This window comes from Alkalihalobacterium alkalinitrilicum, assembly GCF_002019605.1.
GTDB classification, from domain to species: Bacteria; Bacillota; Bacilli; order Bacillales; family Bacillaceae_F; genus Alkalihalobacterium; species Alkalihalobacterium alkalinitrilicum.
This window is the reverse complement of the sequence record NZ_KV917368.1, coordinates 1,221,368-1,246,653: the sequence shown is the minus strand read 5'-3', so window position 1 is coordinate 1,246,653 and position 25,286 is coordinate 1,221,368. Positions and strand designations below refer to the sequence as shown.

At 36.3% G+C, this 25,286-nt stretch carries 33 protein-coding genes and 1 other RNA gene; 29 read left to right on the top strand and 5 right to left on the bottom strand.

All coding sequences use genetic code 11. The features are described 5' to 3' along the window. Positions 1-72: 72 nt before the first annotated feature. The 20 genes from BK574_RS05920 (at position 73) to BK574_RS05830 (ending at position 14,371) form a co-directional block, all read left to right on the top strand. Positions 73-1,449 (top strand): Glu/Leu/Phe/Val family dehydrogenase, encoded by a 1,377-nt coding sequence (locus BK574_RS05920; RefSeq protein WP_078427907.1) that lies wholly within the window; start codon positions 73-75, stop codon positions 1,447-1,449. A 74-nt stretch (positions 1,450-1,523) separates the two neighbouring features. Then, complete coding sequence (locus BK574_RS05915) at positions 1,524-2,612, top strand: hypothetical protein (RefSeq protein ID WP_078427906.1); 1,089 nt, start codon at positions 1,524-1,526, stop codon at positions 2,610-2,612. Between the two features lie 361 nt (positions 2,613-2,973). Next, positions 2,974-3,276, top strand: coding sequence for an EthD family reductase (locus BK574_RS05910; RefSeq protein WP_158211550.1), 303 nt, complete (start codon positions 2,974-2,976; stop codon positions 3,274-3,276). A gap of 411 nt (positions 3,277-3,687) precedes the next feature. After that, the gene (locus BK574_RS05905; RefSeq protein WP_075387847.1) at positions 3,688-3,909 is read left to right on the top strand and encodes a spore germination protein; all 222 of its coding nucleotides are present in this window, start codon (positions 3,688-3,690) and stop codon (positions 3,907-3,909) included. 15 nt (positions 3,910-3,924) lie between these two features. Further along, a complete protein-coding gene (locus BK574_RS05900) occupies positions 3,925-4,134 on the top strand; it encodes a spore germination protein GerPB (protein WP_075387846.1) in 210 nt (69 codons plus the stop codon). Positions 4,135-4,172: 38 nt separating this feature from the next. Further along, positions 4,173-4,787, top strand: a complete 615-nt coding sequence (gene gerPC / locus BK574_RS05895; RefSeq protein ID WP_158211549.1) for a spore germination protein GerPC — start codon at positions 4,173-4,175, stop codon at positions 4,785-4,787. Continuing rightward, the gene (locus tag BK574_RS05890; protein WP_075387844.1) at positions 4,784-4,960 is read left to right on the top strand and encodes a spore gernimation protein GerPD; all 177 of its coding nucleotides are present in this window, start codon (positions 4,784-4,786) and stop codon (positions 4,958-4,960) included. The genes gerPC and BK574_RS05890 overlap by 4 nt, the downstream gene beginning before the upstream one ends. Positions 4,961-5,006: 46 nt before the next feature. Further along, positions 5,007-5,411 carry a spore germination protein GerPE gene (locus BK574_RS05885; RefSeq protein ID WP_078427904.1) on the top strand — a complete coding sequence of 135 codons (405 nt, stop codon included), beginning with the start codon at positions 5,007-5,009 and terminating at the stop codon, positions 5,409-5,411. Positions 5,412-5,443: 32 nt separating this feature from the next. Continuing rightward, positions 5,444-5,662 carry a spore germination protein gene (locus tag BK574_RS05880; protein ID WP_075387842.1) on the top strand — a complete coding sequence of 73 codons (219 nt, stop codon included), beginning with the start codon at positions 5,444-5,446 and terminating at the stop codon, positions 5,660-5,662. Between the two features lie 43 nt (positions 5,663-5,705). After that, positions 5,706-6,170, top strand: coding sequence for an Hsp20/alpha crystallin family protein (locus tag BK574_RS05875; protein WP_075387841.1), 465 nt, complete (start codon positions 5,706-5,708; stop codon positions 6,168-6,170). Between the two features lie 167 nt (positions 6,171-6,337). Then, on the top strand, positions 6,338-7,108 hold the full coding sequence (locus tag BK574_RS05870) for an SDR family NAD(P)-dependent oxidoreductase (RefSeq protein WP_078427903.1): 771 nt from the start codon (positions 6,338-6,340) through the stop codon (positions 7,106-7,108). Positions 7,109-7,354: 246 nt separating this feature from the next. After that, entirely contained in the window at positions 7,355-8,170 is an 816-nt protein-coding gene (locus BK574_RS05865; RefSeq protein WP_078427902.1) for an amidohydrolase family protein, read from the top strand. A gap of 220 nt (positions 8,171-8,390) precedes the next feature. Continuing rightward, a complete protein-coding gene (locus BK574_RS05860) occupies positions 8,391-9,254 on the top strand; it encodes a permease (RefSeq protein WP_078427901.1) in 864 nt (287 codons plus the stop codon). Positions 9,255-9,266: 12 nt separating this feature from the next. Continuing rightward, positions 9,267-9,392: a hypothetical protein gene (locus BK574_RS28750; protein WP_274379404.1), complete on the top strand. Its 126-nt coding sequence runs from the start codon at positions 9,267-9,269 to the stop codon at positions 9,390-9,392. 282 nt (positions 9,393-9,674) lie between these two features. Then, positions 9,675-10,505, top strand: coding sequence for an electron transfer flavoprotein subunit beta/FixA family protein (locus BK574_RS05855; RefSeq protein WP_078427900.1), 831 nt, complete (start codon positions 9,675-9,677; stop codon positions 10,503-10,505). Further along, a complete protein-coding gene (locus BK574_RS05850) occupies positions 10,502-11,536 on the top strand; it encodes an electron transfer flavoprotein subunit alpha/FixB family protein (protein WP_078427899.1) in 1,035 nt (344 codons plus the stop codon). Before BK574_RS05855 ends, BK574_RS05850 begins: the two co-directional genes overlap by 4 nt. After that, the gene (locus tag BK574_RS05845) at positions 11,520-12,815 is read left to right on the top strand and encodes an FAD-dependent oxidoreductase (RefSeq protein WP_075387835.1); all 1,296 of its coding nucleotides are present in this window, start codon (positions 11,520-11,522) and stop codon (positions 12,813-12,815) included. Before BK574_RS05850 ends, BK574_RS05845 begins: the two co-directional genes overlap by 17 nt. Continuing rightward, entirely contained in the window at positions 12,815-13,111 is a 297-nt protein-coding gene (locus BK574_RS05840; RefSeq protein WP_075387834.1) for a ferredoxin family protein, read from the top strand. Before BK574_RS05845 ends, BK574_RS05840 begins: the two co-directional genes overlap by 1 nt. Before the next feature lie 193 nt (positions 13,112-13,304). After that, positions 13,305-13,667 (top strand): group I truncated hemoglobin, encoded by a 363-nt coding sequence (locus BK574_RS05835; protein ID WP_180320580.1) that lies wholly within the window; start codon positions 13,305-13,307, stop codon positions 13,665-13,667. Positions 13,668-13,801: 134 nt separating this feature from the next. After that, the gene (locus tag BK574_RS05830; protein WP_078427898.1) at positions 13,802-14,371 is read left to right on the top strand and encodes a methyltransferase domain-containing protein; all 570 of its coding nucleotides are present in this window, start codon (positions 13,802-13,804) and stop codon (positions 14,369-14,371) included. A gap of 103 nt (positions 14,372-14,474) precedes the next feature. Here BK574_RS05830 and BK574_RS05825 read toward each other — a convergent pair whose 3' ends face one another. Further along, positions 14,475-14,822, bottom strand: coding sequence for a hypothetical protein (locus BK574_RS05825; protein ID WP_075387832.1), 348 nt, complete (start codon positions 14,820-14,822; stop codon positions 14,475-14,477). A gap of 372 nt (positions 14,823-15,194) precedes the next feature. Between BK574_RS05825 and BK574_RS28320 the strand changes: the two genes are divergently transcribed. Genes BK574_RS28320 through BK574_RS28310 form a run of 3 tightly spaced genes read left to right on the top strand, consistent with a single transcriptional unit; the run spans position 15,195 to position 16,103 of the window. Then, on the top strand, positions 15,195-15,461 hold the full coding sequence (locus BK574_RS28320) for a phosphatase PAP2 family protein (protein WP_238457964.1): 267 nt from the start codon (positions 15,195-15,197) through the stop codon (positions 15,459-15,461). Between the two features lie 6 nt (positions 15,462-15,467). Continuing rightward, positions 15,468-15,845 carry a phosphatase PAP2 family protein gene (locus BK574_RS28315; protein WP_238457963.1) on the top strand — a complete coding sequence of 126 codons (378 nt, stop codon included), beginning with the start codon at positions 15,468-15,470 and terminating at the stop codon, positions 15,843-15,845. A 15-nt stretch (positions 15,846-15,860) separates the two neighbouring features. Next, positions 15,861-16,103 carry a hypothetical protein gene (locus BK574_RS28310; protein WP_238457962.1) on the top strand — a complete coding sequence of 81 codons (243 nt, stop codon included), beginning with the start codon at positions 15,861-15,863 and terminating at the stop codon, positions 16,101-16,103. A gap of 67 nt (positions 16,104-16,170) precedes the next feature. On the opposite strand, the gene BK574_RS05815 is transcribed toward BK574_RS28310, so the two are convergent. Both BK574_RS05815 and ssrS read right to left on the bottom strand, forming a co-directional pair. After that, complete coding sequence (locus BK574_RS05815) at positions 16,171-16,842, bottom strand: SOS response-associated peptidase (protein ID WP_075387830.1); 672 nt, start codon at positions 16,840-16,842, stop codon at positions 16,171-16,173. Positions 16,843-17,023: 181 nt separating this feature from the next. Further along, positions 17,024-17,204: non-coding RNA, 6S RNA (gene ssrS / locus BK574_RS05810), on the bottom strand. 326 nt (positions 17,205-17,530) lie between these two features. Between ssrS and BK574_RS05805 the strand changes: the two genes are divergently transcribed. The 4 genes from BK574_RS05805 to BK574_RS27360 all read left to right on the top strand — a co-directional run bounded on the left by BK574_RS05805 (position 17,531) and on the right by BK574_RS27360 (position 19,423). Then, the gene (locus BK574_RS05805) at positions 17,531-18,298 is read left to right on the top strand and encodes a type II toxin-antitoxin system SpoIISA family toxin (RefSeq protein WP_078427897.1); all 768 of its coding nucleotides are present in this window, start codon (positions 17,531-17,533) and stop codon (positions 18,296-18,298) included. Further along, positions 18,267-18,425, top strand: a complete 159-nt coding sequence (locus BK574_RS26910) for a type II toxin-antitoxin system SpoIISB family antitoxin (RefSeq protein ID WP_139313893.1) — start codon at positions 18,267-18,269, stop codon at positions 18,423-18,425. Before BK574_RS05805 ends, BK574_RS26910 begins: the two co-directional genes overlap by 32 nt. A gap of 101 nt (positions 18,426-18,526) precedes the next feature. Further along, positions 18,527-18,661 carry a hypothetical protein gene (locus tag BK574_RS28745; RefSeq protein ID WP_274379198.1) on the top strand — a complete coding sequence of 45 codons (135 nt, stop codon included), beginning with the start codon at positions 18,527-18,529 and terminating at the stop codon, positions 18,659-18,661. A 474-nt stretch (positions 18,662-19,135) separates the two neighbouring features. Then, positions 19,136-19,423 carry a hypothetical protein gene (locus BK574_RS27360; protein WP_078427896.1) on the top strand — a complete coding sequence of 96 codons (288 nt, stop codon included), beginning with the start codon at positions 19,136-19,138 and terminating at the stop codon, positions 19,421-19,423. A gap of 210 nt (positions 19,424-19,633) precedes the next feature. On the opposite strand, the gene BK574_RS05795 is transcribed toward BK574_RS27360, so the two are convergent. Further along, positions 19,634-20,869, bottom strand: a complete 1,236-nt coding sequence (locus BK574_RS05795; RefSeq protein ID WP_238457961.1) for a TolB-like translocation protein — start codon at positions 20,867-20,869, stop codon at positions 19,634-19,636. 115 nt (positions 20,870-20,984) lie between these two features. After that, a complete protein-coding gene (locus BK574_RS05790) occupies positions 20,985-22,316 on the bottom strand; it encodes a DUF2254 domain-containing protein (protein ID WP_218970543.1) in 1,332 nt (443 codons plus the stop codon). A gap of 177 nt (positions 22,317-22,493) precedes the next feature. Between BK574_RS05790 and BK574_RS05785 the strand changes: the two genes are divergently transcribed. Together BK574_RS05785 and parE are read left to right on the top strand one after the other, a co-directional pair. Next, complete coding sequence (locus BK574_RS05785) at positions 22,494-22,913, top strand: CoA-binding protein (RefSeq protein WP_075387826.1); 420 nt, start codon at positions 22,494-22,496, stop codon at positions 22,911-22,913. Positions 22,914-23,311: 398 nt separating this feature from the next. Beyond that, the gene (parE, locus tag BK574_RS05780) at positions 23,312-25,285 is read left to right on the top strand and encodes a DNA topoisomerase IV subunit B (protein WP_078427893.1); all 1,974 of its coding nucleotides are present in this window, start codon (positions 23,312-23,314) and stop codon (positions 25,283-25,285) included. The last annotated feature ends 1 nt before the right edge of the window (position 25,286 follow it).

Genomic DNA, 25,286 nt, shown 5'->3' with positions numbered 1-25,286 from the left:
AATAATGGTGGAATTTAAATAATAAATAATAATGGTAGAGAATGATTAACAAAAAAGGAGGTCGAAAATGCTATGGGTAGCCAGACTGGAATAATCGTTCAAAACTCTTTACAAGCACTTCTCAAAGATGAAACCTTTTTGCCAAACTTGCAAGGTGAAACTAGAGAACAAGCATTCGCGTCACTAGCTGCAATCCTCTCGACGCCTAATCATGTACACAAATCTTTTTTACGTATTCCGCTAGAGAATGGAAAAGTCGTCCGGATTCCTGCATACCGTATCCAACACAATAATACACTCGGTCCATATAAAGGTGGTATCCGTTTTCATGAACTCGTGAACGAAGATGAAGTGACAAATTTAGCTGCTTTAATGACTCTAAAAAATGCCTTGCATGAAGTTCCATTCGGTGGTGGAAAAGGTGGCGTTGTTATTAACCCCAGAGAGTTTACCGAAAAGGAACTTCTGCTCATCTGTAAAAAATATGTACAATATTTTAGTGATATTTTAGGACCAGATAAAGATATTCCTGCACCAGACGTTGGCACAGGCGACCGCGAAATGGACTGGATGACAGCAGAATATAAAACAATTCGTCCAGGGCAACCTTATCGAGGAAGTTTTACTGGGAAAAGTGTAGTCAATGGTGGATCTTTAGGTAGAAGAGAAGCGACTGGCAAAGGGGTGTACTTCACGTTTCGCTACTTGCTTTCTGATTTTATTAAAGAACAAAAAAGTTGGTTAACTGACAATGGCAACCAATTTGCCAAAACCGCACTTGAATGCGCAAATCGTCCATTAAAAATTGCGGTTCAAGGTTTTGGTAACGTAGGATCAGTCGCAGCACTTGAAGCTTATCGTTGTACACATTTACAAAGCAATATTGTTGCCGTTAGTGATCGAAACGTCACGCTATATAATTCAGAAGGGTTAAATATCCCAGCATTAATTGATGCAACTGTAAAAAATCAATATGATTTACCTACAACCGAAGAACAGTTAGCTCAATTTAATATAAAAGCTGACATTTTAAACAGAGAGGAAGTTCTTTACTTAAATATTGACGTACTCATTTTAGCTGCACTTGAAGATCAAATTCGTAAAGACAATGTAGATAAAGTCAAAGCAAAAGTGATTGTAGAAGGGGCGAATGCGCCTGTCACGGGTGATGCAGACCGTATTCTAAATGAAAATGGCGTTATTATTATTCCAGATATATTAGCAAATGCGGGTGGAGTGATCGTTTCCTATTTCGAATGGCTACAAGGTAGAGAAACTCAATTTTATAGTGAAGAGGAAGTATTTAAACTTCTATATGAGAAAATGACAAACACTATGAGTACGATTCTTCCTCAGTATTTCGGTGATCCCTTTTCACTAAGAGAAAACTGTTATATACATGCTGTTATGAAATTATCGACAATTATCAACCGCCAAGGAAAGTTGTAACAGTGTATGTGAAAAAGAATGAACTAACTAATTGCTAAAAATATAATCTTAAAATTAGGATATGATCTTACAAAATGAAAAAGAAATTTACATTGACCTTTATAGCTTTATGTATACTTTTCAATCTAACGGCATTACCTGTTTTCGCAAAAGATGACCAAAATCAAGTATCTTTTATCGTCAAAGCATCAAGTCACTCCCTATTTCAGTCGATCACAACCGTACAGTCCGATACTTTATTCCACGAAATTGTGCAAGCAAAAGCAACACCTGTGACAGATATACCGTTTTCCCATCGATATCTTTTATTTATTGAAAATGGGCTAGTACGTATTTTAATTGCTGATGATGTAGGACAACTATTTGATATTCAACAAAATACAAAGATAAATGTAAAGCGACAAACTAGCCAGACGATTGTAGACCATTTTAACACATTACAATCTGATCACTTTGGTACAATACTTTACTGGGAAGATGCATCTGAAATGATCCCAAAGTATACGTCGTTTAAAATTACCGACCTTGAGACAGGGTTGAGCTTTAATGCCCAAAGACGAGCGGGCAGTAAGCATGCAGATGTGCAACCTTTAACACATCAAGATACAAAAATCATGAAAACAATTTATGGAGAGAAGTGGAGTTGGAATAGAAGAGCGATTTTGGTAAATGTCAATAATCAAGTACTAGCCGCTTCAATGCATGGAATGCCTCACGGTAGAGGAGCATTAGCCAACGGTTTCCCAGGTCACTTTTGCATTCACTTTAAAGGAAGTACGACCCACAGATCAAAAAACACAGATTTATCGCATCAAGTGATGGCTCATAAAGCGGCTGGGTTGCTTGACCCTTTTATTAAACAGCTTTCAGCCGAGGAAGTTATTGACTTGTTCTTTATCGCCATTAATCAAAAAGAAAACGATATACTGAGTATCATTTACCAAGGAAATGCCAATGAGGTTCCGATCGAAAACATCGTCGCCATTAGGAAAATGGAGAAAAAACATAGGCCCGTCAAAGAAAAACCGTTCATCTACCAAATCCCTGTCACTTTTAAATACAGAGTGAAAGATGGACCCGTCATTGAAGAAACCTTTTTATTTACAGTCCTGCGAAAATCACCAACTGATGGATGGAAACTTGTCCACGTACCATTTAAATAATGGTTGAGGCACCTTTACTGCTTTTTAATGGTAAGGGTGCCTCGAACTGTTTTCACCGTTTAACTGGCGCTAAGACTCCCACTTCAAGGCTTTAAGGCAACAATAAAGACTAAGTAAATGCTTAAATGAACACAGACTAATAACGTCACGCCCTGTGGCAACGTCTGTGTGACCCACCTCGTGAGGGCCCCAACTAACACTCAGTGGGTGATGAAGAAAACCCCTACTGAGTGAAGTTTCACTTTGTAGTTTTGAGAAATTTCTAAATTCTAAAGGAATTTCAAAAAAAGTGCTCTCTAGTGTTCTGTAAAGAATAAACTCGAATATATTAAGAATGGTGAATATAAGGGGGTTAGACGACATGGCAAAAGTAATCATTATGTACGAACAACCTAAAGATGCAGATGGATTCGAGTCGTATTATTTTGGTGTTCATCTTCCTTTAGCAAAAAAAATTCCTAATATTAAAAATGAGGCTATCCATCGCGTGGTTAGGACGCAAAACACAGACCTCAATCTTTACCTAATTGTAGAACTTGAATTTGAAAGTTTAGAAGTTTTACAACAAGCAATGGCAACTCCTGAGGCAGATGCAACAGTAGCGGACCTTCCTAATATGAACAAATATTTGCATCATTCTCCGATTATTTCAATCGTTGAATAAATCAAGTAGAAAACTAGTTTTGAATTAATAAAGGAAGCTAGATTTTCAGGATAGATGTCTACAATATCATAAAAGTTGGTGGAGAGCTCATGATAATATGAGTTCTTTTTTTGTCAAAAAATAAACACAAAAGTAGTCGAATTCTTTTATTTTCTTCAGTAGTTTGTCATTTCCTGCGCTTCCCGAGGAAATAATTACTTCATTTCCACGTTATATTATTTAAAAGGAATTTTAACTTCCTTCATACAGAAATATCAACAACCTAATTTGCAAAAAAAATCCTTCAAACTAGTCATTTTCACTATAAATTTAAATAAACGTTTAATTAATATTTTATCACCCTCCATGAGTAACGCCTAGCTGAAAAATCCATATAATACCTACAAGGATTTTAAAAAAGGGTGTATGTCTATGCCAGCGATGGTTGGAGCTATAAAAGTAAATAGTATTTCAAGTAGTGGAATTTTTCATATTGGGGATGTATTTAATATATCACCTAGTAGTCAGTCCAAAACATTTGCGGGGGCTGGATCGTTTAACACAGGTGACGGTTTACAAGTAAGAAATGATTATAGTGTGACGCAAGTATATGATGCTGATGTTGTGGATCAACCAATGGTAGGAAACATTTAATTAGGAGCGTTATCTATGAACTTTTTTATCAATCAAAATATTGTCATTCATACCTTAAGAGTAGATGGGATAACAAACTCTTCTGTTCTACAAATCGGAAGTGCTGGGATGATTAAAGGAATATCAAATTTATATAATACAGGTGGATTTACCGAACCAGCGCCAGAAATTGAAGGTGCTCCTACAACTTTACCTTATGTACCCCTTGCACCCCCAAGTATTTAGCAAAGTAAAGGAAATCAGTGTGAAGGTGGGAGATGATTATGTATAACAACTGGAATTATGGATCGTATTTTGATAAAGTGAACGGCTACCTCCAAGCACAAAACGAAAGAATTCTTCAGTTGGAGCAACAACTTATGCAAATGCGCGAAGAATTGACTCAACTAAAACAAAGTCCTCCTGGTAACAACATTGATCGGATCGAGTATAAGTTTGACCAACTAAAAATCGAGCGGCTTGAAGGAACGTTAAATATTGGGCTGACCCCTAATGGAGGTACCTCACCCATTGAAGATTTTAATGTAAACCAAAATGAATTAAGTGTGTCTGCCTTTGCGCATATGCATCCTGAAACTGTTCAAGCGATTCAACATCAAATCTACCATTATTTAGATCATGAATGTCATCCGTTAATACAGTCACTAGAGCAAAAACACAATTATCAAATGGATCCACCTTATCGTAACTTTATTATCGGAGATGTAAAAAAACAAATCGATCAGCGGATCCATCATTATTTAAACCAAGTTCAAGGCAATCAATATGATGTAAAACAAGTCGAACAAATGACCGTCAACAAAGTAAAAGAAGATATTGGCAACACGTTTGATGCCTTTATTAGACATTTACCAAGAGAGGAGAATCCACCAACATGAATTTCAATGTAGTGAACCGTAACTTATCAGTAGGTACCATAAGAATTATAGGTGTCGCTAGTTCTTCTGTTTTTCTAGTAGGTGATACGAATACCATTAGTTTATCGTCTTATTTTGATACACCGCCTGAGTCTCTTATTGTCGGGCCATTCGTACCGCTAGCTCCTCAATAGTAATTTAAACTAAATACACAAAGGTTTAGTAGACAAGAGGTGAAACATGCAAAAACGTATTTCACACGTCAATCATATGAATGTGACTGATGTATCAACAAGTAGTCTTTTTCAAGTCGGTGATAGTTATAATATAACCCCAAGGTCACGAGCACTTGCCTTACAACGTCAAATTGAGTTTTTTTATGGTGATGAAGGTAATTTTGAAGCCTTCCCAATTTTTCATATTCAAAATCCGCAGCCTGTTTTCACTGAACCCATTTCAATTTCACGATCAAATGAAAACCCATTTATTCATGTTAATAGTATTAAAATTACAGGTACAGCGGCTGCTTCTGTTCTTCATATTGGCTCAAACTGCATGATTGATGCTGAAACTCGAGTGAAACACATTCGACAGTTTGTTGAAAACCCATATCAAATGCGTAACGATCAAAGAAACGTAACATAAAATAAATTAATCTTGATAAAAAGGGTGTTTATATGCCAGCGATAGTAATAGGTCCATTTAAGATTAATAGTAATGAGGGAAATATCAGTTTTGGAGATGTTTTAAACATGTCTCCTAAATCAGCGGGAAAAACGATTACAGGTTCAGGAAGTGCACTTACAGGGGATTTTATTTGCACAAATAACGGGATCAGTATTAATGGAACCTTTGATCCTGATGTTGTCGACCAAAACATAGCAGCAAATAAATAATTCTGTAGTTAAGGAATTTTTATAAAACGAAAGGAAGATCAAAGTGAAGAATTTTGATCCATTTCAACATATGAAACAATTTCAACATTACTTTGATCACTTTTTTAAAGACGACTTTTGGGAAAACTTTCAAAACTTACAGATTAACTCTATGAATGAAGTAAAAGTAAATTTATATGAGTCTGGTTATGAGCTGGTCTGTGCAATCATTCTTCCAGGAATCAAATCAAAAGAGGATATTACGATTTATATTGATGAAAAGCTTATCGAAATCGAAGGGCAGATGAATTTCAATTTAAACGGCTACCGTTCATTACAAGAGGAGGCCACTGCAGGTAATTTTAAACGAACCATTGAACTTCCTTATTTAATTCGTAAAGACAGAGTAGAAACGGTTTATCGGAAGGGAATTTTATATATACATTGTCATCGTTTATTAACACAAAACGAACGTCAAAAAATAGCGATACAATCAATAGACGATGAGGAGATGTCAGTGGAAAAATAAAAGAACTCTATAGCAAAAAGCAAGAAGACGCTATCTCTTGCTTTTTGCTTTTTATATTTACAATTAAAAAATCTTAATATGATAATTTTCAAAAAATTTTTTAAAATGGTTTCATAAATATGGTAAACTAAAATTGTACAAGGACTATCCATGATAGGGGAGATTCGATGAACTTTTCAGAAAAAGTTGTAGTTATTACTGGAGCAACTGGCGGAATAGGTAAAGCCACTGTAGAAAAATTTGCTAAAGAAGGCGCTAATATTGTATTAGTAGACCTAAACGAAGGAGCACTTCAAGAAACGGCACAAGAGCTTCAATTAACCGAAGGAAAGTATCTACTTGTACAAGCAGACGTTCGTCATGAGGAACAAGTCGAGCGCTATGTACAATTGACAAAAGAAAAGTTTGGAAGAATTGATGTATTCTTCAATAATGCAGGAGTTGAAGGTGTCGTACAACCGATTACAAAATACCCTTCAGAAACACTAGATATGGTACTAGACGTCAATGTAAAAGGTGTATTTTATGGTCTCAAACACGTATTACAAGTAATGCAAGAACAAAAAAGTGGTTCAGTCATTAATATGTCATCTATTGCTGGATTAAGAGGTAGCCCAAATGTTAGTGCTTACATCGCTTCGAAACATGCAGTAGTAGGGCTAACAAAAGCAACAGCGGTTGAAGCAGCAACATATGGTGTTCGTGTCAATGCTGTAAACCCATCCCCTGTGAATACTCGAATGATGCGCTCTTTAGAAGCTGGATTTAACCCTGAATACGCAGAACAAGTGAAAGAAAAATTAACACAAACCATTCCATTAGGTCGTTACGGTGAATCTGAAGATATCGCTAACGCTGTGTTATATTTAGCTTCAGAACAATCAAGTTTTATTACAGGCGTTATTTTCCCAATCGATGGTGGACTTTCCGCAACATAAAGTGAAACTTTATTCAGTGGGGTTCCTTCATCCCCTACTGAATATTAGTTGGGGCCTTCACGAGGTGGGTCACACAGACGTTGTCACAGGAAGTGACGTTATTAGTCTGTGTTCATTTAAGCATTTACTTAGTCTTTATTGTTGCCTCAAGGGCTCAATAATATTGTATAAAGCAATTTTTATCTAAAGTAAAAGGTATACTTAATTTCATAATGTACTGAAACTTCTGAATTAAGGAGACTGTTTATGAGTAAAATAGACGTACACGTTCATGCTTTTCCTGACAAATTAATGAATGCGATTTATAACTGGTTTCGTAGGGAAGGGTGGAATGTTCCATATGATGGTTGGAGTGCAGATCAAATTTTCGATTATCCGAAGCAACTAGGGTTTGAAAAATTTTTAGTACTTCTCTATGTACATAAAAAAGGAATGGCAGAAGAGTTAAATGACTGGTTATACGCTCAAGCAAAAATACGATCTGAAATTGTTCCGATCGGCTGTGTACATCATGAAGATGACGTAGAAAAAGAAACTGAAAAATGCTTGGGTGAGTTAGACTTTGCAGGTATGAAGCTACATTGTCAAGTTCAAAACGTAAAAATGGATGATGAGCGCCTTTTTCCACTCTATGAAACGCTTATAAAATATGATAAACCCGTTATCGTCCACGCAGGAACTGCACCATCTGACGCTACAGGAACGGTTGGGGTTAAGTATTTTGCACGAGTAATGGAACGCTATCCTAAATTAAAAGTACAAGTCGCACATCTAGGGATGAATGAGACCGAAGAATTTTTAAAGCTAGCTGAAGAATTACCAGGTGTTATGTTTGATACTGCAGCATTAGAAGCTAAAAGTATGTCTGATGAGTTTCCGCCACCTGAACAATTTAAAGAGTGGATTGAACGATTGCCAGATCGAATGATGTATGGTAGTGACTTACCGTTACTTAATGGAAAAGCTGAAGAAATTCAAGCACAGTTTGAAAGCTTAGACCTACAACCTTCTGTTCAACAAGCTTTATTTGGTGAGAATGCAAAGAGGTTTTGGCGAATTTAAAGATGGACTATTTTTACATTGTAAGGGCGTACAAATGGAAGTACGTCTCTACATGTAAATTTTTCAATGTAAATCAATTTTTTTTGATATGCCTATTGTTAAATGAAAAAAATGGTAGTATACTCAATTAATCAAATATATTTGATTAATAGTTGGAGGTTTAAAAGTTATATTTTTTGTTTCGAAAATCAATTTTTTTTGATTAAAGGGGCTGGAGTTAATGGTTGATGTGTTAAAGAGCTTTCTGTTCATTGCCTTTGAGTTATTGGTTTTATTTTTCTTCATTTCATTTATTATTGGCCTAGTACAAGGGTATATCCCGTATGAAAAGATCGAAAGTAAACTCGCCGGGAAAAACAAATTAATTGCTGCCTTCTTTGCTTTATTTTTTGCGTTTATCACACCTTTCTGTTCATGCTCAACGATCCCATTTGTTGTTAATATGTTGAGAAACAAAATTCCTTTTAGCATCGTCATGGTATTTCTTTTCGCTTCGCCTGTATTAGACCCAACGATCTTAACGATTATGGGCGTTGTTCTAGGCTGGAAAGTGACCATTATTTACATCGTCATCACTGCGATACTTTCACTCATCATCGGTTTTGCCTTAGAGGCATTAGGATTTGAACGTTTTGTAAAAAATGTTATGATATCTGGATTTGAAACCAAGACAAAAACATTTGATATCCGCTTTGCGCTAACAGAAACTATGAATTTAATGAAAAGTGTCTTTCCTTATTTATTAATCGGTGCCGCGATTGGAGCTGTTATTCACGGGCTCGTTCCGACTGAGTGGATTGCTACATGGTTTGGACATGATGCTTGGTGGCTCATACCTATAGCAGCCATTGTTGGCATTCCATTATATATACGCTTATCTAGTATGATCCCAATCTCACAAGTATTAATTTTAAAAGGGATGGCGTTAGGTCCAGTCATGGCCATGATGATCAGCTCAGCAGGTGCGAGTTTACCAGAAGTCGTTCTCTTAAAATCCATCTTTAAAAAAGAACTGGTCATTGCCTTTGTTGTATCCGTTATTTCAATGTCTACGATTTCAGGGTTTGTTTTTTATCTTATATAAGGAGGGGATATGATGTTAACGATCTTTAAAAAATTGATCAAAAAAGAAAAGAAGAATACTAGTTGCTGCAAGATCCAAATTGAAGAAGTAAAAGAAAACCAAGAAAATAATGCTTGTTGTCAAAAAGAAAAGCATTAACTTTAATATAATAGATTAGTTTTATGGTGACTCAGTAAGTTAATCAAACACATTTCCAGCTGGTAAGACGTCCGTGTAACGGTCTGGTCTACCAGTTTTTTTTTCGTTGAATTGTTTTTTCTACCTTTTAATTTTAGTGCTTTAAAGAAGCATAAACGTAAATAAAGAAAGAAAACAAGCATTTTATTAGCATTGTCCTTATATATTTAAAGTAATGACATGAATGATATACACATAACTGTCTGAAAAATGAATGGTTGGTGTTGAAAGGAGTGAATGTGAATGCTTCATATTGTAGCGTGTATTAAACAAGTGCCAGATACGAAAATCATCAAGATGAATCCAAAGACAAATACGATGGATCGAGCCAGTGCCCCAGCAATCTTAAACCCTTACGATTCTCATGCAGTCGAAGAAGCAGTAAGGCTAAAGAACAAATATGGGGGTACAGTATCCGTCCTTACAATGGGCCCACCACCAGCAGTAAAAGCAATTAAAAAGTGTATTGAAATTGGTGCTGATGAAGGTTATATGATCTCAGACCGTGCGTTTGCAGGTGCGGATACATTAGCAACGAGCTATGCGTTAACATGTGCCTTAGAAAAAATTTCGAAAATTAAACCAATCGATCTCATTCTTTGTGGAAAGATGACCATTGATGGCGATACAGGACAAGTTGGACCTGGTATTGCTAGACGCCTCGATATTCCACCATTAACATCTGTCAAAAAAATAGTTGAAGTCAACAAAGAAAACGGGTTTATGGTCGTTCATCGCAAACTGGAGGATGGGTATGAAGTGATTCAATCGCAATTACCATGTTTACTTTCGGTAGAAAAAGAGATTAATGAAGTTCCTTATTCATCCTTCCCGAATATGCTGAAAGCTGCTCGCTATGAACCTACGATTTGGGCTGTTGCAGATTTAGATGGTGTCGATAAAAAGCAACTCGGTTTAAAAGGTTCACCAACGATCGTTTCAAAAGTATGGGCTCCACCAAAACCAGAAGGTGGGAAAATTCTAGAAGGTAACTCACAAGAAAAAGTCGAGCAACTGTTAGGTGTTCTAATGGAGAAAAAAGAATTGTTCGCACAAAAAGGAGGAGCGTTATGAATTTTGAAGATTACCGAGGGGTCTGGGTATTTATCGAAGAAAATGTAGGTGAAATTGCTCCTGTTTCTCTGGAATTGTTAGGAGCTGGGAAAAAACTTGCAGACAAACGAGGTGTTGAATTAGGTGGTGTCATCATCGGTGATCAAGTGAAAGGTCTCGTCAATCAAGTATACGAGTATGGTGCTGATGTTGTGTATTTGTATGATGCCCCCATTTTTAAAGATTATCGTACAGAATCGTTTATGAAAGCCCTTCTTGATTGTTGTGAAAAACATAAACCTGAAATCATTTTATATGGAGCAACTTCAACTGGAAAAGATTTAGCAAGTGCGGTAGCAACGGACTTACCCACAGGACTAACTGCCGATACGACAGAGCTCGATGTTGAAGAGGATACAGGATTGTTATTAGCAAGTCGTCCAGCTTTTGGTGGTAACATTATGGCGACCATTTTGTGTAAAAAATATCGTCCGCAAATGGCTACTGTTCGTCCGAAAGTTATGAAAGCATTATCTAGACAACCAGGTCGAACGGGGAAATTAGTAGAAGAAACACTACCGTTAAAAGAAAAAGATGTGCGAACAAAAGTGCTAGAAATTGTCCGTGAAACGACGAAGAAAGTAAAAATAGATGAAGCTGATATTATTGTCGCTGGGGGGAAAGGGCTCGGTAGTTCAGACGGATTTCAATTATGTCATGAACTCGCTGACACGCTCGGTGGTGCTGTTGGGGCAAGTCGCGATGTCGTGGAAGCTGGGTGGATTGAACATCACCATCAAGTCGGTCAGACGGGCGTTACTGTTACACCGAAAATTTACTTTGCGATTGGGATATCTGGAGCGATTCAACATCTTGTTGGGATGAAAAATTCAGGGCTCATTATAGCTATCAATAAAGATCCTGAAGCCCCAATTTTCGAATCTTGTCATTATGGCATTGTAGGGGATGCGTTTGAAATCGTTCCGATGTTAATTGATCAATTTAAAGTAGCATTGTCGAGAGAGGAGGCAGAACATGCCCGAAAAGTTTGATTGTATTGTCGTAGGAGCAGGACCTGCAGGAATATCATGTGCTTATGAATTAGCCAAAGGAGGGGCGAGTGTTCTACTTCTTGAACGCGGTGAATATCCTGGTTCGAAAAATGTAATGGGGGGCGTTCTTTATCGTCAAATGATGGAAGATGTTATTCCTGGCTTTTATAAAGAAGCCCCACTTGAACGTCCTGTCACGGAACAACGCTTCATGATGATGGATAAAGAGTCTGCTGTTACCTTTGGGTATAAAGGGATGGAGTGGGGTAGGGAGCCTTATAATAATTTCACTGTGTTACGCGCCAAATTTGATCAGTGGTTTGCGGGAAAAGCCGTGGAACAAGGAGCTCTACTCATCAACGAAACGGTCGTATTAGAATGTATCGTAGAAGATGGGAAAGTGATCGGTGTAAGAACCGACCGACCAGACGGGGAAGTGTACGCCGATGTCGTCGTATTAGCTGATGGAGTTAACTCACTCCTTGCTAAATCACTTGGTTTTCATAAAGAATATAAACCTGATGAAGTGGCACTTGCAACAATGGAAATTTTAAAGCTAGATTCAAAAATTATCGAAGACCGCTTTAACTTAGAAAAAAACCAAGGCTGTACGATCGAACTGTTTGGTGATGCAACCAAAGGGATTTTAGGTACTGGTTTCCTTTATACGAACAAAGATACATTAAGTATTGGTGTTGGGACACTCCTGTCAGGTTTAATTAAGCATAAAATTCGACCGTATGAGCTCTTAGAGTATGTAAAGAACCATCCAATGATTCGCCCATACATTCAAGGAAGCGAACCACAAGAGTATTTAGCTCACCTCATTCCAGAGGGAGGCTATCATTCAATGGGGAAAGTCGTTGGTGACGGTGTCATTGTGGTCGGCGATGCGGCCCAACTCGTCAATGCCATTCACCGTGAAGGGTCAAACTTAGCGATGACATCTGGAAGGTACGCTGCAGAAACAGTACTAAAGGCAAAAGAAGCTGAGGACTTTTCAGAAAAAACGTTGGATTATTATCGTAAAAAATTGATGGATAGCTTTGTTGGCCAGGACATGAAAAAATACAAAGATTCTACTCATCACTTTGATAAATTCCCACAATACTTTGATCAATATATACCGATGGTGAATAAAGCAGCCAGTCAAATGTTTACAGTCGATGGTACGTCTAAGCGTGATAAACAGAAGAAAATTATTAAAGATATTGGTTCTCCTAAACAGAAATTCAAAATTGCTCGAGATATGTATCGAGCCTGGAAGGTGATGAAATAATGAGTGAACAAAAAAAGGGTCAGTCTATCGAGGAAAAACAGTATCTTGTTCGCTTTAATGCCGATACGAAATCACATCTTCATGTAATGGATGAAGACATCTGCTTAAACAAATGCCCAGACAAAATCTGCACGATCTTTTGCCCAGCCGAAATTTACAAATGGGAAGACATACGAATGCATGTTGGTTATGAAGGTTGCCACGAGTGCGGGAGCTGTCGCATCGGTTGCCCTCATCAAAACATTAAGTGGGAGTATCCAAAAGGTGGGCATGGTATTGTTTTTAGGTTAGGTTAATAGAAATTCACCATGTTAAAATTCTATATTCGAACGGAAAGGATAATAAAAATTAAACAAAGAGGCAGGGACACTTTTGTTACCCTTGCCTCTTTGTTTAATCTATTACAGGAAAGTGCTTCTATATTTATGAATAAATTTACATTTTTCGTGGAAAATACTTCTATAAATATATTTTATAGGAGTGAACATTTTGGAACAAACAATTTATGAAAAACTTGGCGGTGAAGACGCAATTGCAAAAGTGGTCGATTATTTTTATACTGAATTAGTGCTCAAGGATGATACAGTAAACCACTTTTTTAAGCATACAGATATGGAAAAACAACGTCGACATCAAACAAAATTTATTAGTTTTGCATTAGGAGGTCCGAATCAATATTCTGGACAATCGATGGAAAAAGCCCATGAAGGAATGAATATTCAACCAGAGCAATTTGAAGCGATTGCAAAACACCTTCACACGGCCCTTGCTCACTATGGAGTAAACGAATCAGATATTGATACTGCCTTAAGTAAGGTTGCATCATTAAAAGACGATATCATTTATAAGTAATTTTACCTTTTCACCAAATCAACTTAATAAGAAAGTGGATAATCCTAAACCGTCAGATCTCTTCCTTCAGTGGAGGGGATCTCTTTTTTTCCTTATGCTATTATGTAGTAAACCGTTTAAGGGGAGATCACAAAATGAATTCTCGTGAAAAGTGGAATCAAAAATACGAAGATCGTCTCAAGTTTCATGAACTACCAGCACCAAATTCAAGGTTACAGAAATTAATACCCTATCTAAATGGGGGGACTGCTCTAGACCTTGCTTGTGGCCTTGGTGCAAACAGCATATTCCTCGCTAAACAAAAATATAAAGTTGAATCCTTTGATATCTCAGAAATAGCGATTCAACATTTGAAGGAGCAAGTTGAGAAAAACAAGCTCACCATAAATCCTACTTCATGTGACTTAACTAACATGAGTTTCCTTAATGGGAAGACAAATTTATTTGATCTCGTCGTTATCACTTACTATTTAGATCGATCGTTATTTCCTCTTATCCCATCTTTAATTAAAGATGATGGTTACTTTTTTATGGAGACATTTTATCTTACAGCGAATTCACAGCATAAAGTTTCGAATCAATATAAATTACAGTCTGGTGAATTGCTTTCTATCTTTTCTGATTGGCATGTCCTATTTTATGAAGAAAATGAGTATGAAGGTCGTCAAACTATCTTCGTAAGGAAAAAAAGCTTAACTAACTAAACGTACCTGTTACCTAAACCTAAAAGGAAATTATGTATGTGCATCTATTCACATAGATTTGTAAAAAGAAACGAAGAATCGATCTTGTTTCTTTTTTTAAATACTAACTTGCAGCTTGCGGGATTTGAGTTATTTGATCTTGACTCGCTCGTTTTTCAATCTCTTTTGTAAAAGTAAGAGCATCGTCCATCGTTGGGAAATAAGCCGATACGAAGTACGGATGGAAACATTCAAACTGACCACATTTTTTCGCTGGATAAACGAGAACTCGCCATTGATAAAAATTACTGTTTTGTGAGATTTCAGTTCCTTCTAGAGCAATTAACCAATGACTAAAACCTTCATGTAATTCTGTGTTGGGCAATTTTTCTAATGCTAAAATCCGGTCATTCTCACCAATAGGGACGAGAGGCTTTTGATAAAACTCACCAAAATTAGGAATGAATTTCATACACATTTCTCCTTTTTATTAAATTTTGAAGGACCAGGACTTAGTAGTTGTATGGAAGCGTTTTCACACCTTATGAGTTATGGCTTTTCAATCGAATTATTGTATTATATGTTCGTTTTAGTAAAAAGATTTTTGTTTTTAGAAAATTCATGAAATTTTTCGTTAAAATTTGTTTGAAAAGAGTCGTATGAATGTTTGAAAGCAAAGAACGTAACTAAAAAACTAGTATTCTGAACAAGAATATCCCTAATACAGGGTTGTAAATAAACAAAAAATAGTACAATATTAATCTTAAAATGACTTCAAATAGAAGATTTTTATGGAAAAGTCGAATACACTAAAATACTTTTCACTACATCTTAAGGAGGCAAAATGAATCAAACAGAAATCTTAGTCATATTTACAGAACTTCAAAATTCATTTTTAAATGTGTTTGCACTTATTTTAACGTTTTTAGGAAATGAAGAGTTTTATATGATTATTTTACCTCTCGTTTATTGGTGCATATCGAAGACCGCTGGATTTAGATTATTCTATATTTTTCTAATGTCAGTCTACATTAACGCTTTTTTAAAAATCCATTTTGCCGTAAAACGTCCGATTGATATTGAAGGGGTAAACTCAATCTTTTTAGAATAAGCAGAAGTGGGGAGCCATTATCCATATGACTCGTTTCCAAGTGGACATGCCCAAGGATCAGCAACACTATTTGGCTATTTAGCTTACTTAATTAATAGACGTTCCTTTTGGATATTTACTATCCTACTTGTGTTCTTTATTTCTTTATCTCGCTTGTACTCAGTTTTACATTGGCCAACAGATGTCATTGTAGGAATCACACTTGCAGTCATCATCTTAGCCGTCGCAATTCCAATCGAAAAAAGAATTACGAAGTTATCTTCCAAGGCTCATTGGCTCCTTGCTGTAACCGTTCCAATCATCCTCATGATCATTTTTCCAGAAGAGGAGGGTGTTAAATATGCTGGATTTTTACTTGGGGCGGGAATTGGTTTTTTACTTTAGGCACAGACCAACCAAATGAAAATTTCAAAAGTATTATGGAGAAAAGCAGGTGCTTTTACCATTGGAATAGTCGGACTAGTAGCTATTCAATCGGGTTTAAAATGGACTTTTCCAGAAGCAATGCTTTTTGATTTTCTTCGGTATACCCTCGTAGGTCTGTGGGGCTTGTATGTTGCACCACTTGTATTTGTGAAACTAAAACTATATGCATCTGACAAAACGCATTCTGCATCAATAGACAACACAATTTCTGGATAAAGCATTAAGAGGCTGACATTATAATAAGTCTGCCTCTTTTTTGGTTCACAATAGATATAGGACAGCTTTAAACTACTGGAGTGATTAATGCTGGAGAATCGTTTTTCGGTGAGTTGACCTCCGTTGACACTTCATACGCTTCCATTTCATGAGCTGGGAAAGGATGTAGCACAGTATTTAAAATGGTTGGGTCTTCGATTGAGGGATTAAGCCAAACATCTTGAGCATCCTTTGTTAAAATGACAGGCATTCGGTCATGTATATCTTTCATAAATAAATTTGGACTTGTTGTTACAATTGTACAAGAATAGATTATGTTTCCTTCTTGAGAATGCCACCGCTCCCAAAGCCCGGCCATCGCAAATACGTCATGATTGACGAGCTTTATCCTCATTGGAACTTTATTCTTATGTACTTTTTTCCATTCATAAAAGCTATCTGCTATAACCATGCATCTTCGTTTTTTGTAAGCATGTTTAAAACTCGCTTTTTCCGCTAAAGTTTCTGCACGAGCATTGATTAGTTTATAACCTATTTTCGAGTCTTTTGCCCATGATGGAATTAGACCCCAGCGGAGATATCCAGCACGATTAACATGTCCATCATTAATAATTGATAAAATATTTTGACTAGGCGCGATGTTATATCTGTGTGTATATTGAGTTTCAAATTCATTTGCAATCTCAAACTCATCCCTTAATAAAGATGGATCTGCTGTTAATGTAAACCGACCGCACATTATGATCACCTCATTTTGTTCTACATTTTATTATAGGCAAATTTAGGATAGATCATAAAGAACTCTTTCCTAAAGGAAAGAGAAAAACAAACCAAAATTAGATGTGAAGAACAAAAACCAGTTGAGCGAAACACCTCAACTGGTTTTATATAATATGTAAACTACTTTAACTCTCAAACCATGGTGTCCCACTCTGCCGTACCTCCTAGTGTCTTAAAAACCTACTCTCGTAGGTGGGTGTCCTCTCTAAACGATCCAACTTCCCCCAGCTTGCAGGGCTTGTTGTCAGGATTAGAATGTTGAACTCCCAAAAAATCAGTATCGGTTTAAGACAATATGAAGTACTAACATCGCAGGGCTAGTTATGTAAAAGGAGGAATGGGAATTGAAACTTTCGTTTTCCATTCCTTTCAAGATAACGCATGTATGGTATGCGCTATGGCAAGAGTTTTGAAGTGAGAAGTGAAGTTCATCACGTTCTCGGGTTTGTTGTACTTGTAATATATCATGGCTGAACGACTATTTTCAATGGAAAGTAAAGGTGACATAACCAAGAGAAACTATGTTGACGAAGCTAGGATATATTGTGAGTTTATTTATAAAAAATCATTCAGTAAAAGTAGATACAAACCAAACTCCAAACTTTATGATAGAATAATAAGTAGAAGCAATTAAGGAAGGATTTAACATGATACTATTATTTCAAATTATTGTTTGGTTATGCCTCTGTGCTCTCATTTTTTATGTTATGTGCTCTTGGGTGTGGGAAAAGAGGGTAAAGGAGAAGATGAATGCCATTCGAAAAACATGGTATTTGATTTTCGTTATTGGTGTTTTTATTGGGTGGATGATTGATCCTTTGTCTCTATTTAACGAGTGGAAGAAATATTTAATTGTAGCTGCATTGTTTATATTAATTGACGCATTTATATTCTTAAATTCGTATATTAAAAGAGTCGGGAATAGTGAATTAGTGACTGAAACGAGAGAACTATTAGAGGAAAATGACGGCTTAATGAAAAATCATCAAAATAAATTAAAAACCTTCGCACATCTATTGAAAAATGATACGATTAACGTTTATGATGGAGGTAAGGAAGCTTATATCATAGGAGTAGAGGAACTCATTTCTCAGTTTGCAGAGCAAATTAATGTTTTTGCCCAAGTTTGTAAATACTCTACTGAAAATGAAAAAGAACATCTTTTAGAGCATTTAGATGAAAAGGTAAACGCAAGAAACAAACTTCAACGACACGAAATTTTTTATAGCGATAATGAAAAACTAGCTCTTATTCCACTAGAATTATATGAAGAGTCATACGTACTTAAATTATCCTCTACTAATTACTTAACAGAAACAGATTGTGTGCTGTTCACATCGTTAGTATCGATATATGATTTAATGTCAATAGAAGGGGAAGGTGATGATTATGAACAATACGAAAGAGAAACCTAAAGTGATAAAAGTAAGAAAAAAACGTTCACGTGTAGGGTTACCTAAGTATGAAGTGAGTCCCCGGACTAAAGAAGTTTTAAAGCGTAATGAAAAGATGATAGAGGAGTATAAAGAAAAAAGAGCTTGACGATATTAAAAGACATGGAGTAATTCTCCATGTCTTTTATTCATGTTTAGCGTTTTTGCTCATAATATAGATCAATAATGCTAAATTAAGGTGGAGATTACATGAAAAAACAAATAAAAAAAGTGAAAAATGTGAAGCTCCCAAAATACAGTGTGTCACCACAAACTAAAAAAGCCTATGCGAAAAACGAAAAGATGATTGAAAGGCTTAAAAGGGAAGAAAATATATCGTCATAACTATATCCGCAAAAGAAAAAGAAGCGAACTATTGCGAAATGGATTCGGAACAAAGGAGTATACTCCAAATAACATAGCAATTGGAGACGGAAATCACACTGGTTTCCGTCTCTTTATTTTCCTAATATATCAGGTGTTTTGTTATTTTTAACATATAAAATAACACCTAAAAAAGCTGCCGCGTAAATTCATATGTATTTGATATTTAGGTGTTAATACGAGTACTAACAATGTATATTACAAGTGTATTTTATCCCGCAACAACTACGCATAAGAATTGAACAAGCTAATGACATTCTTAAGCAAAGGAGGGACAAACAAGGCAGAAATACAAGGTGAATGTCCTTCATAAAGTCAATGAGGGACAAAACAAGACAGAAACGCAGTAGAAATGTACTTAATTAAATCGATGTTGATTATAATAATGTAAACATACCAATACTCAATAAAGTCACCTTTGTAAGGGTGTTAGTTTTGACATTAATGTACATTGTTACCGTTTTCTTAGCAAATTTTGTTTGGTTTATGCCTAAAAAATTATCGCGACCAGAAATGTATATCATCTGGTTCTTCGTATCTTACATTGTGATTACAGTCGATCTCTCTTTGGGTCATTTAATGGAATTATATTATTTTAATGAAGACAAAAGTGTCAGCCCTGAAGCATTATTTATCAAAATGATCACTTCACCATTATTTGGAATTGTTTTTTCGAATTATCCCTTATCTTATAGCATGGGTTGTTTTTTCAACCTTTTTTGAATGGTTAACAGTGAAGTTCAACTATTTAACCTATACAGGTTGGAAACTGTGGTACTCGTTTATATTTTAATATTTGCAGTTATTTTTATGAGGTGGCATTTATTTTTTATTAGAAAGAGATAATCAATACAATAATAATAGAAAAGATTACCCTATTTGGTTGAATAAAAATTTATTCAGAAAGTTGGGTAATCTTTGTTGTTAACTATATTAATGACATGGGAAAAGGGAATAATTCGCCACGTTTCGTATCCACGGTTCGGCATTTTCGCCGTTTGAGTCAGCCATCCACAAATCACCGATAAAATCGGTTTCTTTTTTTCGTATCCAAGTTACTTTTTGAATAGGAGTTAAGAACTTCGGTTGATAATCACCGTAATTCTTTGGTGGTGTGGTTATTTTTGTTTGATTTTTCCCATTTAAATTTAAATGATATAAAGACGGTTTAGGTCTTTCGCTAGGATCATTCGACCACTCACGTTCTTGTACTCTTGACACAATGAGGGAGTGATTATTTACCCACGTAAACCCAAGCTCTGCATAGTTTGGTGGGGTAAGGTTAAAAGTCGTAGAAGAGGGAAGTTCTTTTACTTTTAAGTCTTTATTTTTAAAGCCAAATACTATTCTCCCACCTCCTGCAATATATCCTAATATATTTTTCTTATAGGCCCATTTAGGCTCGTCCAAATATTGAATAACTTCATCGATCGCTTCAAAGTTTTGACCATCGAAAGAAATGACACAAAGCATATTGCTATCCATCGCTAGTGAAGCTGTGGGCGATACAATAAAGGAGATCCATTTTTGATTAGGGGAATACGTTAGCGAAGTAGCATTAATAGCCATTACAGTTAGTTCGCCTTTTTGTACTTGGTTCGGTATTACGAATAATTCCTTTACATGTTCAGTCAAGCTTTTTAAATTTTTATATCCATCTGTTATTGATATCGTATAAAGGATTGGATTAGTCCAACCCTTAGGACGAAGGTCAGCACTAGAAGAGACGATAAACCCTTTCCCATCTAGCCGCCATTCGTAATCATCTACCCCTAATGCGAAATTATAAAAGCTCTTTAAATCTGATATATTCAGAACCCCATCGCTTTTGAAAGCAACAATATTTTCAGTAGGAGACCATTTCGGTCGATATCCATTAGAAAATATTAGCTGATGTTGTCTCGTTTGAATGTTATATACCCAAATTTCATTTTGTGTATCACTTTGCCCCTTTTTTTGATAAAGTAGCATACTTCCATCGTAGGACCACATTAGAGAGGAAGTGTATTCGGCTATTTTATCTGAAATCCTTTCTTCTTTATTATTTATTTTTGTCCAAAGGTGCTCATCTCGAATAAAGGCTACTTTTACATTTGAAGGGGCTGCTTCAGCATGGATGTTTATCGGCAGAAGAAGAAAGAGAACAATAAGAACTTGTAGTACTTTCAATATATCACCACCATAGATTTATTAGAAAGGATATAAGAGGATGACTAATTAGTTCATCCTCGATTTTAATATAGTATTATGGGACCTCATTTCAGTCGTTTTACATAGGTGATTATTAAAACTCGTGGTTCGGGGTATGATTGGTTTCGGTATGAAGAGCCAGTTCCTCTAATTTTTTATGTAAATATTGCTCATCTAAAGACAAAAATGTTTTTTCTTTAATGCCTTCGATAATATATTCTGAAAATCGTTTTATTTCTTTTTTTACATCAGTATCATTGTGGGAAGCAACAACGTTTAATGCTTCTAGAATGGCTGTCAGTACCGATACATCATCCTTGGCATAATAGAGAATTTGGTAAAAACAGCGATAAAGATATTCTCGAAAATGCTGCGGCTTTAACATTAATCGAAGAGCTCGCTTATCATCATTGTAGAAGCAACGCTCAATATTTTTTTGACCTAATACAGTTAAGACTTTTCCGAGTTCATTAATACAAGAAACAGCTGTATTCGGGTCATTGATACCTGGTGATAACGCCTTTAAACAAATTTCTACCAGTTTCGTTAAACCAAAATCCACATCTTGAATAGTTGCACGTTCATTTCCAAAGTGAAAATAAGATAAATAGTGGTTAGCTTCTATTTTTTTGGACAGAGGCCATATGTGAAGAAAAGGCGTGAACTTATCGACGTAGTCACCGAGTTCAAACCGCATTTCAATGATAACATCGTCTTGTTTTGCTCGTTTAATAAGTGGATCAAAATCGATAAGCTGTAAATATCCTGGAGTTTCCACGTGAACGAACAAAGGTTCTCTTTGCTTAATTTCAGCGCTTTCCCAATCATCCCACGGTGCGTCATGATGAGAAGTATCCTTATTTTGATAATTTTCATGTATGGCTCCAATTGTATTCTTAGAAATTTGATGGATTAAATTACTGACTTGTATCCAAAGCGAAACGTGATGGATAAAAAACACAAAAAAACCTACACAAACAATCGCATATATAACAGCTACTGTCGGAGAGAAAAATAAAGCAACTCCATCTCGTTCTCGTATTAAAAGGAGTGTTACGATTGAAAAAATAAAGCCACTGATGAACACACCTAAGATGCGCTGGGTATGCTGATCGTTTACAAAGTTTTGTATCGTCCGTGGAGAAAATTGAGACAGATAAGTCGTTAAAACAACCATAATCGTAGAAAAAGAGATAGTGGTCATTGTTAATAATGAAGCCGAAATCGCACCTAATAACGTTTGGGCTAAGCTTAAATTTGTGAAGAAGACATCAGGAACAAAGCTCCCAAGTTTTGTTGAATAAAAAATATGATAGTCCAATTGAACAAAGAAGAATGAAAGGACGATAGCAACAACACTATAAAAGCTAGGTAAAAAGAGAAAGTTTGATCTAAGTTGTAAGAGTCTCGTTTGGAGTCGGCTCATCATCTCACCCCTCTTATGTAATCGTAGCTACCGTCTGTAAAACAGTTCCTATAAATATTATTATTTCTTTTTTGACGAAAATTATGAAATAATGCAGGAATTTTGTAGATTTCGCTGAATGTATGAGAGACGAAAACAATTCGTATGATAAAAGAGAATAAAAAGGAGTGATTATAAATGGCGATTGAAAACCCTAGCCGCACTGAAATAGGAGAAATTTTAAAACGGAGTAAGCGTATTGCAGTCGTTGGTCTATCGACAAATCCAGAAAGAACCTCTTACATGGTTTCAGAAGCAATGCAAAATGCAGGCTATGAAATCATCCCAGTAAATCCAGCGGCAGTCGGGGAAGAAATTCTCGGAGTAAAAACCGTTGGAAATTTAAAGGACATTGAAGGTAGTGTTGACATTGTTAATGTGTTTAGAAGAAGCGAGCATTTGCTTGAGGTAGCGAAAGAAGCTATTGAAATTAAACCTGATGTATACTGGGCTCAACTCGGACTTCAAAACGAAGAAGCCTATGAACTGTTAAAGGAAAACGGCATTACAACCATTATGGATCGCTGTATTAAAGTGGAACATGCATTAACGAAATAGTTACAGAAAGTCCTTAACGAATGAAAGAAGTTAAGGACTTTTTTTGCCAGAACATTTGCTAGTCGGAGCTAATCGAGAGCCTTCCGCTTTTCATTGTCTAGCTACAGGCTCTAGCTCCTCGAGGTCAAATAACCTGTCAGCTCAAAAGTCAAAAAGCGGACTTTTGCCTGCCAGAACATTTGCTAGTCGGAGCTAATCGAGAGCCTTCCGCTTTTCTTTATACAATTTTTTTTAAAAAGGAGGAAAAACGAAGGTAAGTACAAAATATAGAAAGAAACAGATGTTCTTTTATGATATATTGTTAAAGGGAAATTAGATTTTTTCCTTGTTTTAGGTTATAGTTCTATTCTATAGACAAAGAAAAAAATGAATATGAGCGTGGGAAAGGAGCTTTCAATTTGGCGACTAAACAGAAATTAGAATACAATGATGATGCCATACAGGTACTAGAAGGCTTAGAAGCCGTCCGTAAACGCCCTGGAATGTACATTGGTAGTACTGACAGTCGCGGATTACACCATTTAGTTTATGAAATTCTAGATAACGCAGTAGACGAAGCATTAGCTGGCTACGGTGATTATATAAAAGTTACGATACATAAAGATAACTCGATTAGCGTTACTGATGATGGTCGCGGAATGCCTACGGGGATGCATAAACTGGGCAAACCGACACCTGAAGTCATTCTTACTGTTTTACATGCTGGAGGAAAGTTTGGCCAGGGTGGTTATGCAACCAGCGGAGGACTTCATGGGGTAGGTGCATCTGTTGTAAATGCATTGTCTGAATGGCTAGTTGTCGAAATTAAACGAGATGGAAAGATCTATCGTCAACGCTTTGAGCACGGAGGAAAGCCTGTTACGACATTAGAAAAAGTCGGTACAACAAAGAAAACAGGAACCAAAATCCACTTTAAACCAGACACTTCCATGTTCAGTGTAACGACATTCAATTTTGAGACGTTAACTGAGCGATTGAGAGAAGCAGCCTTCTTGCTCAAAGGGCTGAAAATAGAGTTAGTTGATGAACGTAAAGATAAAGAAGCAACGGAAACTTTCCACTATGAAAATGGAATTCAAGCGTTTGTAGAATATTTAAATGAGGATAAAGAAACGTTAATGCCTGTTTTCTTTTTTAATGGTGAACAAAATGAGATCGACATCGAGTTTGCCTTCCAATTTAATGACGCCTATACCGAAAACGTGTTATCTTTCGTTAACAACGTGCGAACAAAAGACGGTGGAACGCATGAAGCTGGGGCAAAAACAGCGATGACTCGTGCGTTTAATGAGTATGCAAGAAAAGCGAAATTATTGAAAGATCGCGACAAAAATTTAGACGGTTCGGATATTCGGGAAGGATTTACTGCGATTATTTCAGTTCGAGTACCTGAAGAGAAACTCCAATTTGAAGGCCAAACAAAAGGGAAATTAGGAACACCAGATGCCCGATCGGCCGTTGATGCCATTGTTTCAGAAAAGCTCGCTTATTTCTTTGAAGAAAATCCTGATTTAAGTACGATGCTAATTAAAAAATCAATAAAAGCTTCTCAAGCACGTGAAGCGGCACGAAAAGCACGCGAAGAAGCTCGAAGCGGAAAGAAAAGTAAGAAAAAAGACGTTCTCCTTAGCGGGAAATTAACACCTGCTCAATCAAAAAACCCGAGCCGCAATGAACTGTACTTAGTCGAGGGAGATTCTGCAGGAGGTTCTGCTAAACAAGGACGAGACCGTAAATTCCAAGCCATCCTACCACTTCGAGGAAAAGTTATTAACACAGAAAAAGCAAAGTTAGACGACATCATGAAAAATGAAGAAATCCGCACGATTATTCACGCTATTGGAGCTGGAGTCGGCGCTGACTTCTCTATTGAAGATATTAACTATGATAAAGTCGTCATTATGACAGATGCCGATACAGACGGTGCTCATATTCAAGTGCTTTTGTTAACCTTCTTTTATCGCTATATGAAGCCGCTCATTGAAGCAGGAAAAGTGTATATTGCACTTCCACCACTTTACAAAGTAAGCAAAGGGACAGGTAAAAAAGAAGTCCTTGAATATGCTTGGGATGAAAGCGAATTGCAACAAGCGATCAAAAAGATCGGTAAAGGTTATACCATTCAGCGTTACAAAGGTCTTGGTGAGATGAACGCTACTCAGTTGTGGGAAACAACAATGGACCCTGATACACGAACGCTTATTCGAGTAAAGATTGATGATATTGCTCGCGCAGAAAAACGTGTATCGACATTAATGGGAGATAAAGTTGAACCACGCAGAAAGTGGATTGAATCTCATGTTGCATTCGGGTTAGAAGAAGAAACGAATATTCTAGAAAATGAGAATATTATGGTGACGAAGGAGGATTAAC

Bases quoted from the DNA above. Each gene is read 5' to 3' on its own strand.
- BK574_RS05920 (WP_078427907.1), top strand. From the start codon at position 73: ATGGGTAGCCAGACTGGAATAATCGTTCAAAACTCTTTACAAGCACTT.
- BK574_RS05915 (WP_078427906.1), top strand. From the start codon at position 1,524: ATGAAAAAGAAATTTACATTGACCTTTATAGCTTTATGTATACTTTTC.
- BK574_RS05910 (WP_158211550.1), top strand. From the start codon at position 2,974: ATGGCAAAAGTAATCATTATGTACGAACAACCTAAAGATGCAGATGGA.
- BK574_RS05905 (WP_075387847.1), top strand. From the start codon at position 3,688: ATGCCAGCGATGGTTGGAGCTATAAAAGTAAATAGTATTTCAAGTAGT.
- BK574_RS05900 (WP_075387846.1), top strand. From the start codon at position 3,925: ATGAACTTTTTTATCAATCAAAATATTGTCATTCATACCTTAAGAGTA.
- gerPC (WP_158211549.1), top strand. From the start codon at position 4,173: ATGTATAACAACTGGAATTATGGATCGTATTTTGATAAAGTGAACGGC.
- BK574_RS05890 (WP_075387844.1), top strand. From the start codon at position 4,784: ATGAATTTCAATGTAGTGAACCGTAACTTATCAGTAGGTACCATAAGA.
- BK574_RS05885 (WP_078427904.1), top strand. From the start codon at position 5,007: ATGCAAAAACGTATTTCACACGTCAATCATATGAATGTGACTGATGTA.
- BK574_RS05880 (WP_075387842.1), top strand. From the start codon at position 5,444: ATGCCAGCGATAGTAATAGGTCCATTTAAGATTAATAGTAATGAGGGA.
- BK574_RS05870 (WP_078427903.1), top strand. From the start codon at position 6,338: ATGAACTTTTCAGAAAAAGTTGTAGTTATTACTGGAGCAACTGGCGGA.
- BK574_RS05865 (WP_078427902.1), top strand. From the start codon at position 7,355: ATGAGTAAAATAGACGTACACGTTCATGCTTTTCCTGACAAATTAATG.
- BK574_RS05860 (WP_078427901.1), top strand. From the start codon at position 8,391: ATGGTTGATGTGTTAAAGAGCTTTCTGTTCATTGCCTTTGAGTTATTG.
- BK574_RS28750 (WP_274379404.1), top strand. From the start codon at position 9,267: ATGTTAACGATCTTTAAAAAATTGATCAAAAAAGAAAAGAAGAATACT.
- BK574_RS05855 (WP_078427900.1), top strand. From the start codon at position 9,675: ATGCTTCATATTGTAGCGTGTATTAAACAAGTGCCAGATACGAAAATC.
- BK574_RS05850 (WP_078427899.1), top strand. From the start codon at position 10,502: ATGAATTTTGAAGATTACCGAGGGGTCTGGGTATTTATCGAAGAAAAT.
- BK574_RS05845 (WP_075387835.1), top strand. From the start codon at position 11,520: ATGCCCGAAAAGTTTGATTGTATTGTCGTAGGAGCAGGACCTGCAGGA.
- BK574_RS05840 (WP_075387834.1), top strand. From the start codon at position 12,815: ATGAGTGAACAAAAAAAGGGTCAGTCTATCGAGGAAAAACAGTATCTT.
- BK574_RS05830 (WP_078427898.1), top strand. From the start codon at position 13,802: ATGAATTCTCGTGAAAAGTGGAATCAAAAATACGAAGATCGTCTCAAG.
- BK574_RS05825 (WP_075387832.1), bottom strand. From the start codon at position 14,822: ATGAAATTCATTCCTAATTTTGGTGAGTTTTATCAAAAGCCTCTCGTC.
- BK574_RS28320 (WP_238457964.1), top strand. From the start codon at position 15,195: ATGAATCAAACAGAAATCTTAGTCATATTTACAGAACTTCAAAATTCA.
- BK574_RS28310 (WP_238457962.1), top strand. From the start codon at position 15,861: ATGAAAATTTCAAAAGTATTATGGAGAAAAGCAGGTGCTTTTACCATT.
- BK574_RS05815 (WP_075387830.1), bottom strand. From the start codon at position 16,842: ATGTGCGGTCGGTTTACATTAACAGCAGATCCATCTTTATTAAGGGAT.
- BK574_RS05805 (WP_078427897.1), top strand. From the start codon at position 17,531: ATGATACTATTATTTCAAATTATTGTTTGGTTATGCCTCTGTGCTCTC.
- BK574_RS26910 (WP_139313893.1), top strand. From the start codon at position 18,267: ATGATTATGAACAATACGAAAGAGAAACCTAAAGTGATAAAAGTAAGA.
- BK574_RS28745 (WP_274379198.1), top strand. From the start codon at position 18,527: ATGAAAAAACAAATAAAAAAAGTGAAAAATGTGAAGCTCCCAAAATAC.
- BK574_RS05790 (WP_218970543.1), bottom strand. From the start codon at position 22,316: ATGAGCCGACTCCAAACGAGACTCTTACAACTTAGATCAAACTTTCTC.
- BK574_RS05785 (WP_075387826.1), top strand. From the start codon at position 22,494: ATGGCGATTGAAAACCCTAGCCGCACTGAAATAGGAGAAATTTTAAAA.